Genomic DNA, 15,378 nt, shown 5'->3' with positions numbered 1-15,378 from the left:
TGACCGCGTGACGAACATCGGACGCCTCATGCTGGCGCAGGTCAAGTCGATCGGCTCGCGCAACGCCTGTCTGGCGGCGGGGGACCTGCCCGGCGGACCTTGGGCTGCGCGCGGTGGGCGGACGTACCGCACCGGTGCGAGCGGCAGCACGAGCGAGGCCATCACCCGGGCGCGCGCGATCCGCTCGGTGACGAGCGTGCGCGGCTACCAGGAGGTGGGCCGGGCCGACCTCTTCATCCAGGTCATCCCCTTCGCGTCACCGGACGACGCTCGCGCGGCCCTGACCGAGCTGCGCGCCCTGCCGCGGACGATGCCACAGAGCAAGGGCCTCTCCGACGTCGGCGAGCTGCGGACCGTCGCGGCACCCGAGGTGGCCGGCACGACCCACGTCGAGGCAGCCGAGCAGCCGTTCGTCCTCGACGGCGAGCACTCGCGCACGCTCACCGTGTGGTGCGTCGCCGGCAGCACCGTCGTCGTCGCGGCTCTCGGGGGACGGGCCGAGGCGGTGCGGTGGCCGCAGCTCGTCTCGATCGTCGAGCGGCAGGCGGCCGCGCTCGCCTGACGCGGACGGTCGTGGTCAGCCGCGACCGAGCATGCGACTGAGGAAGCCGGAGCCGGACGCCTTGTCCGGCTCGGTGTGACCCGGGCAGCGCTGGCCCGCGGGCACGTTGCGCATGACCTGGTCGACGTGCTGGCCGCAGCCGGCCCACGTCGTCTTGCCGCAGGTCCTGCAGGTGGCCGCTCGGCACATGGTCGCTCTCCTCGCTCGATGGATACCCATAGGGGTATGCGTTGGCCACCACGATAGCCCGACGCGCGGGCAGCCGCCAAACACGGATGGCCCGACCCCTTGGGGGTCGGGCGAGGTGAGCGCGGTTCAGCGCCGGCGCCAGTCGGGTCCGAGGCGCACGACGTCACCCACGACGACGACGGCGGGGGCCTGCACACCCCGCTCGCGCGCGAGCTCGGCGATGGTGCCGACCGTGCCGACGGTCGTGCGCTGGTCGGGCGCGAAGCCGCGTTCGACGACCGCGACGGGGCAGTCGGCCGCCCGGCCGTGCCGGACGAGCAGCTCGGTCGTGCGAGCCAGCTGGGTGACGCCCATGAGCAGGACGAGCGTGTGGTCGCCGCCCGTCGGCAGCACCGGGATGTCGTCGTGCCCGGTGACGACGGTGAAGCCGCGCGCCACGCCGCGGTGGGTGACGGGGATGCCGGCCGCCGCCGGGACGCTGACGGCGCTCGTCACGCCGGGCACCACCTCGACCCGTATGCCGTGTGCCTCGCACGCGTCGCGCTCCTCGCCACCGCGCCCGAGGACGTAGGGGTCGCCGCCCTTGAGGCGCACGACGCCGAGGCCCCCCCGGGCCTCCTCGACGAGCAGGTCGTTGATCCGCGACTGCGGCACCGGGTGGTGGCCGGGCGTCTTGCCGACGTCGATGACGCGCACCGACGCGGGCAGCCGGTCGACGACGGCCCGGGGTGCGAGCCGGTCGACGACGACGACGTCGGCCGACGCGAGCAGCTCGTGACCGCGGGTCGTGAGCAGGCCGTCGGTGCCGGGGCCGCCGCCGACGAGGGCGACCCAGCCGCGCCTGCCGTGCGTGCGGGTGCGGCGCAGGTCGAGGGTGCCCGAGGCGAGCGCCCGCTCCACCCCGTCGCGGACCGTCACGGCCAGACCGGGGTCGCCCGCGGCATACGCGGCCACCGTGACGCGGCCGTCCGGGGTGGTCACGTCGGCGCGAGCGGCGACGCTCGCGGTGGTGCCGGCCGCGTCGGTCGCGTCGACGCACCAGATGCGCAGGGCCTCGGCGTCGGCGGCGACCTCGCGGTCGACCGACGGCTCGCCCGTGGCGGTGTGGGCGAACCAGGCGCCGGCGAGGTCGGAGGGTCCGGCGTAGTCGCGGGGGGCCCAGTCGACCCGGCCGGCGACGGCCAGGTCGCGCAGGTCCTCGCAGAGCCAGGGCGCGACGACGCGGACGACGGCGCCCTCGTCGAGGAAGGCCCGGACCCGGCGTGCGGACACCGGGCCGCCACCGACCGCGACGACGAGGCGGCCGGTCAGGTCGAGGACGACCGGCAGGGCCGGCTTCAGATCTCCCATTCCTCGTCACCCTCGGGCTCGGTCGGGGCGTCGGCGGCGGTGGGCAGGGTCGCGCCGACCATGCCGGCGGCGACGGTGCGCCCGTCGTGCGCGTCGATGAGCAGGAACGAGCCACCGCGGCGCGAGGTCGAGTAGTTCTCGACCGGGACGGGCGCGGCGAGACGAAGTGTCACGAGGCCGATGTCGTTGAGCGACAGGGCTTCCGCGGGGACCGTGTGGAGGTCGTCGAGGTCGAGGGCTCCGTCGAGAGAGCGCACGGCGGTCTGCACCGTGCGCGAACCGTGCTTGAGCAGCAGGCGCTGGGCCGGGCGCAGCGGCGCGTCGCCGAGCCAGCAGACGACGGCCTTGATGTCCTGCGTCGGCTCGGGGGCATCGGCCGCGGCCGCGATGACGTCGCCGCGCGAGATGTCGATCTCGTCGGCGAGGCGCAGTGTCACCGACTGCGGCGCGAAGGCCTCCTGGAGCTCGCGGTCGCCGAGGTCGATGCCCGCGACGGTCGTGCGGCGGCCCGACGGGAGGGCCACCACCTCGTCACCGACGCGCACGACGCCCGAGGCCACCTGGCCGGCATACCCCCGGTAGTCGCGGTGCGCCTCGTCGCGTGCCGCCCCCTGGGGGCGGATGACGAGCTGCACCGGCAGCCGGAAGGACTCGCCCCCCGGGTCGTCCGAGGGCGGGAGCGCCTCGAGCAGCTCGAGCAGGCTCGGGCCGTCGTACCAGGGCGTGCGCGGCGAACGCTCCGCGACGTTGTCGCCGTCGAGCGCGCTGACCGGGATCGCGATGGCGTCGACGACACCGAGCTCACGGGCCACGGCCTGCACCTCGGCCTCGACGCGGTCGTAGACCTCCTGCGAGAAGTCGACGAGGTCGATCTTGTTGACGGCAACGACGACGTGCGGCACCCGGAGCAACGCGGTCACCGCGAGGTGGCGACGGGTCTGCTCGAGCACGCCCTTGCGGGCGTCGACGAGGAGCACGACGACGTCGGCCGTCGAGCTGCCCGTCACGGTGTTACGGGTGTACTGCACGTGCCCGGGGCAGTCCGCGAGGACGAACGAGCGGCTCGCCGTCGCGAAGTAGCGGTAGGCGACGTCGATGGTGATGCCCTGCTCGCGCTCGGCGCGCAGGCCATCGGTGAGCAGGGCCAGGTCTGCAGCGGTCAGGCCGCGGTCGCGGCTGACCCGCTCGACGGCGGCGAGCTGGTCGGACAGCACCGACTTCGTGTCGTGGAGGAGCCGGCCGACGAGGGTCGACTTGCCGTCGTCGACCGAGCCCGCGGTGGCGAGCCGCAGGAGCGTCCCGCGGGCGGCGCCGGCGACGGCGGCCGGGTCGAGGACGGGCGTGCTGGTGGCGCTCATCTCAGGGTGTCCTTGTCGTGGGGCCCCCGCGACGTATCGGAGCGAGGGACGAGTGGAGAACGTCGTGGGGAGCTCAGAAGTAGCCCTCCTTCTTGCGGTCCTCCATGGCGGCCTCGGAGATCCGGTCGTCGGCACGCGTGGCGCCGCGCTCGGTCAGGGTCGAGGCGGCCACCTCGACGACGATCTCGGCGTTGGTGCGGGCCGGGGACTCGACGGCCCCCGTGCACGACATGTCGCCGACGGTGCGGTAGCGCACGAGGCGCGTCTCGACGGGCTCGTCGTCACGGGGCCGGCTCACCGGACCGACCGCGAGCCACATGCCGTCGCGCTGGAAGACCTCGCGCTCGTGGGCGTAGTAGAGCGGCGCGAGCGGGATGTCCTCGCGGTCGATGTAGCGCCAGATGTCGACCTCGGTCCAGTTGCTGATCGGGAAGACACGCACGTGCTCGCCCGGACGGTGCCTGGGGTTGAAGAGGTTCCACAGCTCTGGGCGCTGGTTCTTCGGGTCCCACTGGCCGAACTCGTCGCGGAGGCTGACGATGCGCTCCTTGGCGCGCGCCTTCTCCTCGTCGCGGCGGCCGCCGCCGAAGACGCCGTCGAAACGGTTGTCGTTGATGGCGTCGAGCAGCGGCAGCGTCTGGAGCGGGTTGCGGGTGCCGTCGGCGCGCTCGCGCAGCCGTCCGTCGTCGATGTAGTCCTGGACGCTCGCGACGACGAGCCGCAGACCGAGCCGCTCGACGGTCTCGTCGCGGTAGGCGAGCACCTCGGGGAAGTTGTGGCCCGTGTCGACGTGCAGCACCGGGAAGGGGATCGGCGCCGGCCAGAAGGCCTTCGTCGCGAGGTGGAGCATGACGACGGAGTCCTTGCCACCGCTGAAGAGCAGCGCCGGCCGCTCGAGCTCGCCGGCCATCTCGCGGATGACGAGGATCGCCTCGGCCTCGAGCGCGTCGAGGTGCGTGAGGCGGCGGTCGTCGGAGTCGGCGGCGGCGACGGCCGGCGGGGTGGTGGTGGTCGTCGTCATGTGTGGAGTCCGCACTCGGTCTTGGAGAAGCCGGCCCAGCGGCCGGCGCGGGGGTCCTCGCCGGGCTCGACCCGGCGGGTGCACGGCTCGCAGCCGATCGACGGGTAGCCGTCGGAGAGGAGGGAGTTGACCTCGACCTGGTGCTCACCGGCATACGCCAGCAGCTCGTCGAAGGTCCACGCCGCGAGCGGGTTGATCTTGACGAGGCCGTTCTTGGCGTCCCACGTCACGAGGGGGGTGTCGGCCCGGGTCGGGCCCTCCTCGCGCCGCACGCCGGTGACCCACGCCTCGTAGAGCGGCAGGGTCCGCGCGAGCGGCTCGACCTTGCGCATCTGGCAGCAGAGCGCCGGGTCGCGCTCGTAGAGGCGGGCGCCGTACTTCTCGTCCTGCTCGGCGACGGTCAGCTCGGGCAGCACGTTGACGAGCGTGATCGGCAGGTCCTCGGCGACGATGTCGCGGGTGACGATCGTGTCGGAGAAGTGGTAGCCGGTCTCGAGGAAGAGGACGTCGACGCCCGGCGCGAAGCGCGAGACGACGTGGGGCAGGACGGCATCGGCCATCGAGCAGGCCACCGCGAGGGTGCCGTCGAAGTGGAAGGCCGCCCACGCGGCGACCTCGTCGGCCGTGGGCTCGTGCTCGGGGTCGGCGCCGAGCGTCTCGTTGAAGTCGTCGACGATCGCCTTGAGCTCGACCTCGCTGCGGCGCCTGCGCGGCACCTTCGGGGTCGCGAGGGGGACTGCGGTCACAGGAGTGCTCCTTCGTCTGCTCGACGGGTCCACGACGAGAAGCTCTCGCCGGACTCGCGCTGGTCGAGGAAGGTCCGCACGACGCGCTCGACGTAGTCGGGCAGGTCGTCGGCCGTCACCTTGAGGCCGCGGACGGTGCGTCCGAGGCCGGCCTCGTCGCGGTCGACGGAGGCGAGGCCACCGCCGAGGTGCACCTGGAAGCCCGGCACCTGCTCGCCGTCGATCGTCACGAGCTGGCCCTTGAGGCCGATGTCGGCCACCTGGATGCGCGCGCAGGAGTTGGGGCAACCGTTGACGTTGAGGCTGATCGGGGTGTCGAGCTGCCCGGTGACGTCGGCGAGGCGCTGCTCGAGAGCGGCGATCGTCGTCGCGGCCGTCGCCTTGGTCTCGACGATGGCGAGCTTGCAGAACTCGATGCCGGTGCACGCCATCGTGTGCCGGCGGAAGGGGCTCGGCGCGGTGCTCAGCCCGAGCTTCTCGAGGCGCGTCACGGCGCCGCGCACCCGGCGACCGGGCACGTCGAGGACGACGAGCTTCTGGTGCGGGGTGAGGCGCAGCCGGTCGGAGCCGACCGACTCCATGAGCTCGGCGACACCGGTGAGGACGTCACCGCTGATGCGCCCGACGGTGGGGGCGGCGCCGATGTAGCGCTTGCCGTCCTTCTGCAGGTGCACGCCGACGTGGTCGCCGGGACCATGGGCGGGGGCCGGCGGCGGGCCGTCGGGGAGCTCACGCTCGAGGTACTCGTCCTGGAGCACCTGGCGGAACTTCTCGGGGCCCCACTCGGCGAGGAGGAACTTGAGGCGGGCCTTGTTGCGCAGGCGGCGGTAGCCGTAGTCGCGGAAGATCCGGATGACGCCGTGCCAGACCTCGGCCGCCTCCTCGGGCCGCACGAAGACCCCGACGCGCTCGGCCAGGCGGGGGCTCGTCGAGAGGCCACCGCCGACCCAGAGGTCGTAGCCGGCGCCGAGCTCGGGGTGGACGACGCCGACGAGGGAGATGTCGTTGATCTCGTGCACGACGTCCAGGCTCGGGTGGCCGGTGATGGCCGACTTGAACTTGCGCGGCAGGTTGGCGAGCTCGGGGTCGCCGATGTAGCGGTCGAGGATCTCGTCGATGACCGGCGTCGGGTCGATGATCTCGTCCTGCGCGACGCCGGCGAGCGGGCTGCCGAGGATGACGCGGGGGGTGTCGCCGCAGGCCTCGGTCGTCTGGAGGCCGACGGCCTCGAGGCGGCGCCAGATCTCGGGGACGTCCTCGACGCGGATCCAGTGGTACTGGATGTTCTGGCGGTCGCTGATGTCTGCCGTGCCGCGGGCGAACTCGTGGCTGATCTCCGCGAGGACGCGCAGCTGGGCGAGGCCGATCGCGCCGCCGTCGAGGCGGACGCGGAGCATGAAGTACTCGTCGGACAGCTCGGTGTCGTCGAGCTGGGCCGTGCGGCCGCCGTCGATGCCGGGACGGCGCTGCGTGTAGAGCCCCCACCAGCGGAACCGGCCGGAGAGGTCCTGGGGCGGGATGGACGCGAAGCCCTCGCGCGAGTAGACCTGCTCGATGCGCTCGCGGACGTTGAGCCCGCCGTCCTCCTGCTTCCACGCCTCGTTGCCGTTGAGCGGCTCGGTGCCGTCGACCTTCCACTGCCCGTTGGAGCGGCCGGCGCGGGGCGGACGCGTGCCGGGGCGCGCGGGGCCCGTTCCGGTCGCGGATTCGGTGACGGTCATGTGATCGAATGTATAACCAGCGATTATCCCAGCCCAACCGGGTCCAGAGTGCGGCCCTTTCCCACCAACCCGGTGGGAATGCCGGGCAGGCACGCCCGTCAACCGTCGAAAGGCCACGAACCGCGTCCCGGTTTGTGGCCTTTCGACGGTTGGGCTTCAGGGTCAGGGGCCGGCGAGCTGGCCGGAGTCGACGGCCTGGACGATGCCGAGCACGGTGGAGAGGTAGCGCTGCGAGTGGTTGTAGGAGAGCACGGCGGCGGTGAGGTCGGCCGGTCGCGACAGGTCGCGCCCACCGGCGCAGAGGTAGTTCGCGGCGGCGAGCGCGGCGTCCTCGACGTTCTGCGGGTCGCGGACGCCGTCGCCGTTGCCGTCGGCGCCCCACAGGCGCCACGTGCCCGGGATGAACTGCATCGGCCCGGCGGCGCGGTCCCACACCGAGTCGCCGTCGTAGCGTCCGCCGTCGCTGTCGCGGATCGCCGAGAGCACGGGGCCAAAGACCGGCGGGACCACGTCGTGCCCGGCGTCGAGCCGGCGCCCACGTAGCGAGGACGACTCGACCTCGCCGATCGCGGCCAGGAGCATGGCAGGGATGCGACAGCTGCGCTGCCGCTGCGCAGCGCCCGCGTATGCCGCCCAGAGGATCTCGTCCTTGGTCCGCGCGGCCGGCCTCGTGGTGCCCTTCGAGGGCGCCTTGACGGCGACCGGGATCCTGATGACCGCCTTCGGTCGCCACGGCGTGGGGTTGCTGCTCGACCCGCCGCCCGGCTCGAGGGAGGCGGCGGGGACCGGGACCGGAACCTGGGCCGCGTCCCCGACGAGGAGTGCCGCCGCGACGCGGATCTCGTCGAAGACCGGGAGCACGAGATCGCCTGCCACGGAACCGAACCCGGCGTCGAAGGGCGGTCGTGAATCAGATGGAGTCGCGCTGGCGGTGCTGGTGGGCGACGCGGTCCCACCGCCGACCAGGGGAGACAGCAGCGGCGCCGGGGTGGGCGTCGGCACGGCGGGCGCGGTGTCGGCCACGGCCCCTGGGGCCCCACCGAGCAGGACCGCAGCCACGGCGACGGAGGCCGCGGCGGCTCGTGCCGCGGTCAGGCCTCGCCCGGTCCGGCGTGACATGTCCCCTCCTCGGTGGCGCGTGGGCGCCCCACTCACCAGTAGAACGCGAAATCCCCGATCATGGCGACGAACGCCGAGTCCCGTCGGGCCACGGACCATCCTGCCCCGCGGCTCGCGTCGTCGCGACGCCGGGCGCCCGCGACACCTCGGTGAAGGAATCCACCCCGGCAGGTCGCTCGCATCCTCCTCACCCGCCGCGTGACCAGCGCAGCCGCACCTGCTGTCCGGGACGCAGCTGTGCCGCGAGGGCCACGGCGGGCGGCGTCAGCACGGCGACGACGGGATAGCCGCCGGTCACCGGGTGGTCGGTGAGGAAGACGACGGGCTCACCACCCGGTGGCACCTGCACCGCCCCCGTGATCATGCCCTCACTCGGGAGCTCGCGGTCGGCATACGCGCCCTGTCGATGGATCTGTTTGCCCTCCAGGCGGATTCCCACACGGTTGCTGCGAGAGGAGATGGTCCAGCGCACGTCGTCGAGACCCGAGAGGTCACACCAGTCAGCGCGGGATCCCGGGACCAGGTCGAGCACGACCTCGCCCGTGGGGAACGACGGCTGCGGTGCCACCTCGACGACGGGGAACGACGCCGGCGCAGGTCCGACGGGGAGCACGTCGCCGACCGAGGGGACGGGCGGTCCGAGGCGCGCCAGCGTGTCCGTCGACCGCGACCCCAGCACCGGCGCGACCACGACACCGCCCCGCACGGCGAGCCACGTGCGCAGGCCGACCGTCGGGACCCCGAGCGTCAGCACCTGCCCGTCGGCGAGCGCGACCGGCGCGGCGTGCGGGACCGGCCTGCCGTCGACGTCCGCCGGGCACGGAGCTCCGGTCAGCGCCACGAGCAGGTCGCCGCGGGCACGCACGGACAGCCCACCGAGCGTGACCTCGAGGGAGGCGGGCGTCGCCTCGCCGGCGTCGGCGTGCCCCACCAGACGCAGACCGAGGAGGTATGCCGTCGGGTCGGCTGCGCCGGAGCGTCCCACCCCCACGTCGGCGAAGCCGGGCCGGCCGAGGTCCTCGACGAGCGTTAGCGGCCCGGTGGCGAGCACCTCCAGCCCCCGCCCGGCCGCACGGTCCTGCCCCTCGGGGGGCCCGGCTGTCGCTCCCGCCCCGGTCACCCGTGTGGTGCGTGGGGCCACGGGGCCACTCGACGACGGGGGCGAGGTGGCGTCGACCTCGACGAAGCGGACCGACCGACCGGGCACGAGGAGGGCGGGCGGGTCGCGGTCGACGTCCCACAGAGCTGCATCGGTGGTCCCGACCAGCTGCCAGCCCCCAGGCGAGTCCTGGGGGTAGACACCGCTGAAATCGCCTGCCAGAGCGACCGATCCGGCCGGGACTCGCGTGCGCGGCTCGTCCCGGCGTGGGACCCGCAGTCGGGGGTCTCCGTCGACGAGGTAGGCGAAGCCGGGCGCGAAGCCACCGAAGCCGACCCGCCAGGTCGTGCCGGTGTGGGCCCGGACTACCGCGTCGCGGGAGAGGCCGGTGAGGCGGGCGACCTCCTCGAGGTCGGGCCCGTCGTAGCGGACCGGGATCTCGACGACGTCCTCGCCCGGGACCGTGGGAGTCGCGGCGAGTCCGGCCGCCTCGTCGAGGCACGCCCGACCGACGTCCGACCGCAGGCCGGGATCGCGCACCACGACGAGCACCGTGCGTGCGCCCACGACGAGGTGGTCGACGGCCGCCCACACGCCAGCAGCCTGCTCGACGAGCGGCGCCAGGTGGGCTCGCAGGACCAGCGCGGCGTCGGTGTCGGCCACCTCGACGAGCAGGGCTGCGCCACCCATCGGAAGCAGCCGCGCCTCCACGCTCAGCCCGCGAAGGGGCGGATCTCGACGCCGGCCTGCTCGAGACCCGCCCGCACCGCCCGCGCCATCGCGACGGCGCCCGGGGTGTCGCCGTGGATGCACACGGACTCCGCGCGCACCTCGACGTCCGTGCCGTCGACGGCGGTGACGACGCCGTCGAGCACGAGTCGGACGACACGCGCCGCCACCTCGACGGGGTCGTGGAGGACCGCTCCCGGCTCCGTGCGCGGCACGAGCCGACCCTCGGGCGTGTAGGCACGGTCGGCGAAGGCCTCGGTCACCGCGCGCAGCCCAGCGTCCGCCGCGAGCTCGAGCACGAGGCTGCCGGGCAGGCCGAGGACCGGCAGGGACGTGTCGACCGCCACGACGGCGTCGACGAGCGCCCGGGCCTGCGCCTCGTGGTGGACGACCGCGTTGTAGAGGGCGCCGTGCGGCTTGACGTAGGCGACGTCAGTGCCCTCGACCTGGGCGATCGCCGACAGGGCGCCGAGCTGGTAGATGAGGTCGGCGGTCAGCTCCTCGGCCGGGACGTCCATGAAGCGCCGACCGAAGCCGGCGAGGTCGCGGTAGGCGACCTGCGCGCCGACGACGACACCCCGCTCGGCGGCATACCGGCACGTCGTGCGAAGCGTGAGCGGGTCCCCGGCGTGGAAGCCGCAGGCGACGTTGGCGCTCGTGACGACGTCGAGCACGGCGGCGTCGTCGCCCAGGGTCCACACACCGAAGGACTCACCGACGTCGGCGTTGAGGTCGAGGCGCATGACCCGATCCTCCCGCACCGGAGGTCGGCGCCGCATGGCCTGGCCGTGTCCGATCCCCCTGTCCTGATCGGACAGCACCGTGACGGACCGTTGACTGACCCTCTGACACGGTCGAAGGATCACGCCATGACAACGACCGTCACCTCGCGCCGTCGCTTCCTCGGGCTCCTCGGAGCGGGAGGTGTGGCCGCGTGCCTTCCCGGCGTCCAGGCATCACCGGCCTCGGCGCTCGGTCTGTCCGCGCCGCTCGCCGCACCGGACGGGTGGCTCGACGCCGACCCGGTGGCCCAGACCTACCACCGGGCGCTGCTGCGCCACACGCGATGGTCCGAGACCCAGTGGGACGCGGCGGCCGGGCACTACCGCACGACCGACTTCGGCTTCGCGGTCGTCCTCGGGCACGCCGTACTGCTCACCCGCGGGGGTTACGACCCCGACGAGGCGGGGGTCGACGAGGCCACACTGCGCGCACGCACCCTGGCGAGCCTCAGGCACTTCGCGGCGTCCAACCGGAACGTCGGCGGCACCGAGTGGGGCCGCACGCTCTTCTTCGACACGACCTTCCAGCTCTACGTCCAGCTCGCCGCACGCCTGCTCTGGGACGAGCTCGACGAGACGACCCGCGACCGCATGCGGGCGGTCGCCGTCGAGCAGGCCGCGTACACGACCTCGCTCGGCACGGGCGACGACCCGGCGTCCGGCTCGTGGACCCCCAACGGCCTCAAGGGCGGCTGGGTCGGTGACACGAAGCTGGAGGAGATGGGTGTCTACGCGCAGTCCCTCGCCCCAGGTCTCGCCTGGGCGCCCGACGACGCGCGCTGGCAGGACTGGTTCGCCGCCTACGGACGCTGGAGCCGCAACGAGGGGAGCCTCCCGCAGGCCGACGCGGCCAACCCGACGGTCGTCGACGGCATCCCGGTGCTCACGAACACGGCCCACAACGTCCATGACACGTTCGTCGTCGAGAACCACGGCTCCTTCGGTCCGCACTACCAGTCGGAGATGTGGCGCACGTCCGGGCGCAACGCCGCGCACTTCCTCGTCGCCGGGCGTCCGCTGCCCGAGGTGCTGACCCGTCAGCCCAACGGTGAGCCCCTGTGGAACCGGCTCGTCGGGTTCATGAGCGACGCCGGCGAGCCGCTCATGCCGCTCGTGGACGACCGCGAGCACCTCTACGGACGCGACGTCATCCCGCTCGCCTTCCTCGCGCAGGTCCTCGGTGACCGGGCGGCTGCCCGCTCGGAGGCCGACCTCGCCGACCGGCTCCTGCCCTACCTCGCCTACCCACCGGAGCACCGGCTGACGAAGTTCTCCGGTGAGCCGAAGTACGAGCCCGAGGCACGGGCAGAGGTCGCGATCAGCTTCCTGCTCCACGAGTGGCGAGCCGCGCACGGCGGGGGCCCCGAGCCCCTGACGTCGGAGGAGCTGTATGCCGCCGGCACCGGGGCGGTCGACCTCGGCTCGGGCCCCGGCATCGTGTCGCACCAGAGCCCGCGGGCCTGGGCCGGCGCGATCAGCAAAGCCGGCTTCGTCAAGCTCGCGTGGCAGCCGGACCACGACGACTGGTTCTTCAACCTCGGCGGCACGTCACCGATGTACCTCCCTCGCACCAACCTCGGCGTGACCGCCCGGAGTGCGCGCACCTATGCCGCCGCGCGGGACGGCTACGACGCGTCGGTCACCGTGCTCACCCTCGGCTCCGCCGGACGCGTCGGGCTCGCCACGTTGCCCGGTGGCGAGGTCGTCTTGACCAGCTCCGGGGTGGCCGACCGCGAAGGCACGTTCGGGCTGCACAACCTGACGATGCCCGGCGTGCGCGGGCTCGACGGCACCCGAACCTTCGTCACCGCGGACGGCACGCTGGAAGCCAAGGCCGCCGACGCACAGGGTGGCCTCCCGGCCGGGGTCGCACGCCGAGACGTCGTCGACGTCGCCGGGTCGGTGACGGCACGTCACGTGCGGATGCTCGGCGTGACGCCGGACCCGACCTACGGCTACTCGGTCATCTCCTTCGAGGTGCGTTCGGCCCCCGACGGGGCGGACCTCGCCGCCCGGCGCCCGACCACGGCGTCGTCGAGCGACACGGGCCGCGCTGCGTCCCTGGCGACCGACGCCGACTCGACGACCCGCTGGGCGGTGTCGCGGGCCGACCGGCCGCGCGCCGACAGCTGGCTCGCCGTCGACCTGGGCACTCCGACGGCGGTCGGTCAGGTGACCATCGACTGGGAGGCCGCGGCCGGCCGCGCCTACGTCGTGCAGACCTCGGACGACGGCACCACGTGGACGACGCGGGCCGCCTACCCTCGCGTGCTGCGCAGCTCCCGCTGGGTCGGCATCGACGACCGGGTCGGCTTCCTCGTGCGCGGCTCGGCCAACCCGATCGAGGTCGGTGACAGCATCCTCACCCTGTCGGCCGGTCCGGCCGCGGGGAGCGCCGGCATCGTCGTCGAAGGCCTCCCGGACGTCCGGTCCGCCGACCTCGCGCGGCTCGCGGATGCGGCCGAGGCGGACGCGCCCCAGCCTGCGACGCCGGGCGTCACGGCGTCCCTCGCGGGTGGGCATCTCAGCATCGTCAACCTCACCGACGCGGACGTGGACACCGACATCGCGCTGGCTGCCGACGGTGCCGTCCACTGCTACGAGGGCACGCAGCGCATCACCGGCGACGGCAGCGTGCTGACGGCGGCGCTCGGCTCGTCGTCGGGCGTGGTGCTGGCGCCCCGGGCGACGGTCTCGGCGATCGGCGGAGGCCGGCCGGCGGAGCGGCTGGTCGTCACGGTCGACGATGCCGTGACCGCCCGCCTGAGCGGCATCGACGGCCAGGTCGAGGTCGCGTTCGCGAACGGCGAGCGCCGACGCGTGACGGTGTCGCGCACCCGCACGACGACCGCGAGGGTGAGCGGCACGGCATACCCCCTCGACGACCTCGCACTCACCCGTCAGACCTTCCCGACCTCACCCCTGCCCGCGACGATGACCTCGCCCGCGGCGGCCGTGGACGGGGACGCCACGACGGCGTGGGAGGTCACCGGCTCCGGCAGGATGGTCGTGGACCTGGGGTCGTCGACGGCTCTCGGACGCGCGGTCGTCGACTGGGGGACCGCTCCGGGCACCGGCTCCGTCGAGGTGTCCGACGACGGGCTCACCTTCCGCCGGGTGGGTCGTGTCGACCCCGGCGTGGTGCTGGGTGCCGTCCGGCTCGACACGTCGGCGCGGTACGTCGCGCTGGAGGTGACGACACCCGGCGACTCGGGCAAGCGGGTCACCGTCGTGTCCTTCTCGGTGACGCCCGGCTGACCACGGGGCGCCGGGGGGTCTACGCCAGGCGTCGGTAGTGCTCGGGGAGACGGCGTGCGTATGCGGTCAGCAACTCGCGCGCGACCGTGACCGAGTCGACGAGCGGGTGCAGGGCGAACGCTTGCACCGCAAGGGATCTCGACTGTTCGACGGCGGCCCGGATGACGAGCTCGTCGACGGCCTTGACCTGCTGCACGAGGCCGAGGGCATGACCGGGCAGAGGGCTGACCGCGACCGGCACGGGCCCGGCGGCATCGACCCGGCACGGCACCTCGACGACCGCGTCGTCCGGCAGCCCCGCGACGGCGCCCTCGTTGCGGACGTTGAGGATGAGGCGCGCCGGCTCGTCGCGGGCGATCGCCGCCATGAGGGCGAGCGCCACGCCCTCGTAGCCGCCGCCCTCGACGTCGGCCTCGGCGCGCTCGTGCGCCTGCCCGTCGTCGCCCTCGCGGGTCTCCTGCATGTAGGTCGCGTTGCGGTCGCGGCGCACGGCATCCCAGCGCTGCCAGGCCTGCTCGGGCGCGCCGGCGACCCCGGCATAGAAGTCGGCCTGCTGGCCGACGAGGTACTCACCGCGGGTCTGCGGCGCCCCGGTGATCTGGGCGATCGCGTCGCGCGTGAAGTAGTAGTAGAAGAGGTACTCGTTGGGCAGGGACCCGAGCGACCGCAGCCACTCGGTGCCGAAGAGCTGTCCCTCCTCGATGGCGCCGAGCGCGGGCTCGTCCGCGAGGAGGTCGGGGAGCAGGTCGCGGCCGTCGAGGCGCAGGCCGGTGAGCCAGCCGAGGTGGTTGAGCCCGGCGTAGTCGATCTCGAGGTCGTCGAGGTCGTGCCCGAGCGCGCCGGCGGCCCGCTTGGCGAGGCCCAGCGGCGAGTCGCAGATGCCGACGACCCGGTCGCCGAGCACCGACTGCATCGCCTGGGTCACGAGACCGGCCGGGTTGGTGAAGTTGATGACCCACGCGTCGGGGGCCAGACGGCGTACGCGTTCGGCGACGTCGAGCGCGACCGGCACGGTGCGCAGGCCGTAGCCGACGCCGCCGGGGCCGGTCGTCTCCTGGCCGAGGAGCCCCAGGTCGAGGGCGATCCGCTCGTCGGCGGTGCGACCCTCGAGGCCCCCGACCCGCATCGCCGAGAAGACGAAGTCGGCGCCCGCGAGCGCCGCGTCGAGGTCGGTCGTCGCCGTGACCGAGGGCGGCAGGACCGGGCCGCGCGGGTGCAGGGCGGCCTGGGCCGCGAGGACCCGCTGCATGACGTCGAGCCGGGCACTGTCCGTGTCGTGGAGGACGACCTCGGTGACGCGGCGGTCCGCGGTGTCGCGCAGCAGCGCACCGTGGACGAGCGGCACGCGGAACCCGCCCCCGCCGAGGATGACCAGCTTCATGGCAGCACCACCCTCGGACCGTACCAAGGTGTGACGGCGGGGCCACCCGACGGGACGGGGCGC

Annotated in this window: 12 protein-coding genes; 2 read left to right on the top strand and 10 right to left on the bottom strand. The window is 73.7% G+C overall.

Annotated features, from left to right (window positions below; genetic code table 11):
- Positions 1-7 precede the first annotated feature (7 nt).
- Positions 8-562, top strand: a complete 555-nt coding sequence (locus tag ASG96_RS19890; RefSeq protein ID WP_057589075.1) for a hypothetical protein — start codon at positions 8-10, stop codon at positions 560-562.
- 15 nt (positions 563-577) lie between these two features.
- On the opposite strand, the gene ASG96_RS23870 is transcribed toward ASG96_RS19890, so the two are convergent.
- The 9 genes from ASG96_RS23870 to ASG96_RS19850 form a co-directional block, all read right to left on the bottom strand.
- Positions 578-751 carry a hypothetical protein gene (locus ASG96_RS23870; protein ID WP_157611066.1) on the bottom strand — a complete coding sequence of 58 codons (174 nt, stop codon included), beginning with the start codon at positions 749-751 and terminating at the stop codon, positions 578-580.
- Between the two features lie 126 nt (positions 752-877).
- Positions 878-2,101, bottom strand: coding sequence for a uroporphyrinogen-III C-methyltransferase (cobA, locus tag ASG96_RS19885; RefSeq protein ID WP_057589074.1), 1,224 nt, complete (start codon positions 2,099-2,101; stop codon positions 878-880).
- Entirely contained in the window at positions 2,089-3,459 is a 1,371-nt protein-coding gene (locus ASG96_RS19880; protein WP_056754876.1) for a sulfate adenylyltransferase subunit 1, read from the bottom strand. Before ASG96_RS19880 ends, cobA begins: the two co-directional genes overlap by 13 nt.
- 73 nt (positions 3,460-3,532) lie before the next feature.
- Positions 3,533-4,480: a sulfate adenylyltransferase subunit CysD gene (gene cysD / locus ASG96_RS19875; RefSeq protein WP_056754874.1), complete on the bottom strand. Its 948-nt coding sequence runs from the start codon at positions 4,478-4,480 to the stop codon at positions 3,533-3,535.
- Entirely contained in the window at positions 4,477-5,226 is a 750-nt protein-coding gene (locus tag ASG96_RS19870) for a phosphoadenylyl-sulfate reductase (protein WP_056754872.1), read from the bottom strand. The genes cysD and ASG96_RS19870 overlap by 4 nt, the downstream gene beginning before the upstream one ends.
- Positions 5,223-6,947 (bottom strand): nitrite/sulfite reductase, encoded by a 1,725-nt coding sequence (locus tag ASG96_RS19865; RefSeq protein WP_057589073.1) that lies wholly within the window; start codon positions 6,945-6,947, stop codon positions 5,223-5,225. Before ASG96_RS19865 ends, ASG96_RS19870 begins: the two co-directional genes overlap by 4 nt.
- A gap of 162 nt (positions 6,948-7,109) precedes the next feature.
- Complete coding sequence (locus tag ASG96_RS24345) at positions 7,110-8,066, bottom strand: lytic transglycosylase domain-containing protein (RefSeq protein WP_057589072.1); 957 nt, start codon at positions 8,064-8,066, stop codon at positions 7,110-7,112.
- A gap of 187 nt (positions 8,067-8,253) precedes the next feature.
- Positions 8,254-9,855, bottom strand: coding sequence for an urea amidolyase family protein (locus tag ASG96_RS19855; protein WP_082591928.1), 1,602 nt, complete (start codon positions 9,853-9,855; stop codon positions 8,254-8,256).
- Positions 9,856-9,878: 23 nt separating this feature from the next.
- Positions 9,879-10,637 (bottom strand): LamB/YcsF family protein, encoded by a 759-nt coding sequence (locus ASG96_RS19850; RefSeq protein ID WP_082588593.1) that lies wholly within the window; start codon positions 10,635-10,637, stop codon positions 9,879-9,881.
- A 126-nt stretch (positions 10,638-10,763) separates the two neighbouring features.
- Between ASG96_RS19850 and ASG96_RS19845 the strand changes: the two genes are divergently transcribed.
- Positions 10,764-13,934, top strand: coding sequence for a discoidin domain-containing protein (locus ASG96_RS19845; RefSeq protein ID WP_057589070.1), 3,171 nt, complete (start codon positions 10,764-10,766; stop codon positions 13,932-13,934).
- Positions 13,935-13,953: 19 nt separating this feature from the next.
- Here the strand turns inward: ASG96_RS19845 and ASG96_RS19840 are convergent, their stop codons facing one another.
- Positions 13,954-15,315, bottom strand: a complete 1,362-nt coding sequence (locus ASG96_RS19840) for a 6-phospho-beta-glucosidase (RefSeq protein ID WP_057589069.1) — start codon at positions 15,313-15,315, stop codon at positions 13,954-13,956.
- Positions 15,316-15,378 lie beyond the last annotated feature (63 nt).

Origin of the sequence: Terrabacter sp. Soil810 (assembly GCF_001429645.1) — a bacterium.
GTDB lineage: Bacteria > Actinomycetota > Actinomycetes > Actinomycetales > Dermatophilaceae > Terrabacter.
This window is presented reverse-complemented; position numbering and strand designations above follow the sequence as displayed.

Coding starts and splice junctions, on each gene's coding strand:
- ASG96_RS19850 (WP_082588593.1), bottom strand. CDS start 10,637: ATGCGCCTCGACCTCAACGCCGACGTCGGTGAGTCCTTCGGTGTGTGG.
- ASG96_RS19845 (WP_057589070.1), top strand. CDS start 10,764: ATGACAACGACCGTCACCTCGCGCCGTCGCTTCCTCGGGCTCCTCGGA.
- cobA (WP_057589074.1), bottom strand. CDS start 2,101: ATGGGAGATCTGAAGCCGGCCCTGCCGGTCGTCCTCGACCTGACCGGC.
- cysD (WP_056754874.1), bottom strand. CDS start 4,480: ATGACGACGACCACCACCACCCCGCCGGCCGTCGCCGCCGCCGACTCC.
- ASG96_RS19855 (WP_082591928.1), bottom strand. CDS start 9,855: ATGGGTGGCGCAGCCCTGCTCGTCGAGGTGGCCGACACCGACGCCGCG.
- ASG96_RS19840 (WP_057589069.1), bottom strand. CDS start 15,315: ATGAAGCTGGTCATCCTCGGCGGGGGCGGGTTCCGCGTGCCGCTCGTC.
- ASG96_RS24345 (WP_057589072.1), bottom strand. CDS start 8,066: ATGTCACGCCGGACCGGGCGAGGCCTGACCGCGGCACGAGCCGCCGCG.
- ASG96_RS19880 (WP_056754876.1), bottom strand. CDS start 3,459: ATGAGCGCCACCAGCACGCCCGTCCTCGACCCGGCCGCCGTCGCCGGC.
- ASG96_RS23870 (WP_157611066.1), bottom strand. CDS start 751: ATGTGCCGAGCGGCCACCTGCAGGACCTGCGGCAAGACGACGTGGGCC.
- ASG96_RS19865 (WP_057589073.1), bottom strand. CDS start 6,947: ATGACCGTCACCGAATCCGCGACCGGAACGGGCCCCGCGCGCCCCGGC.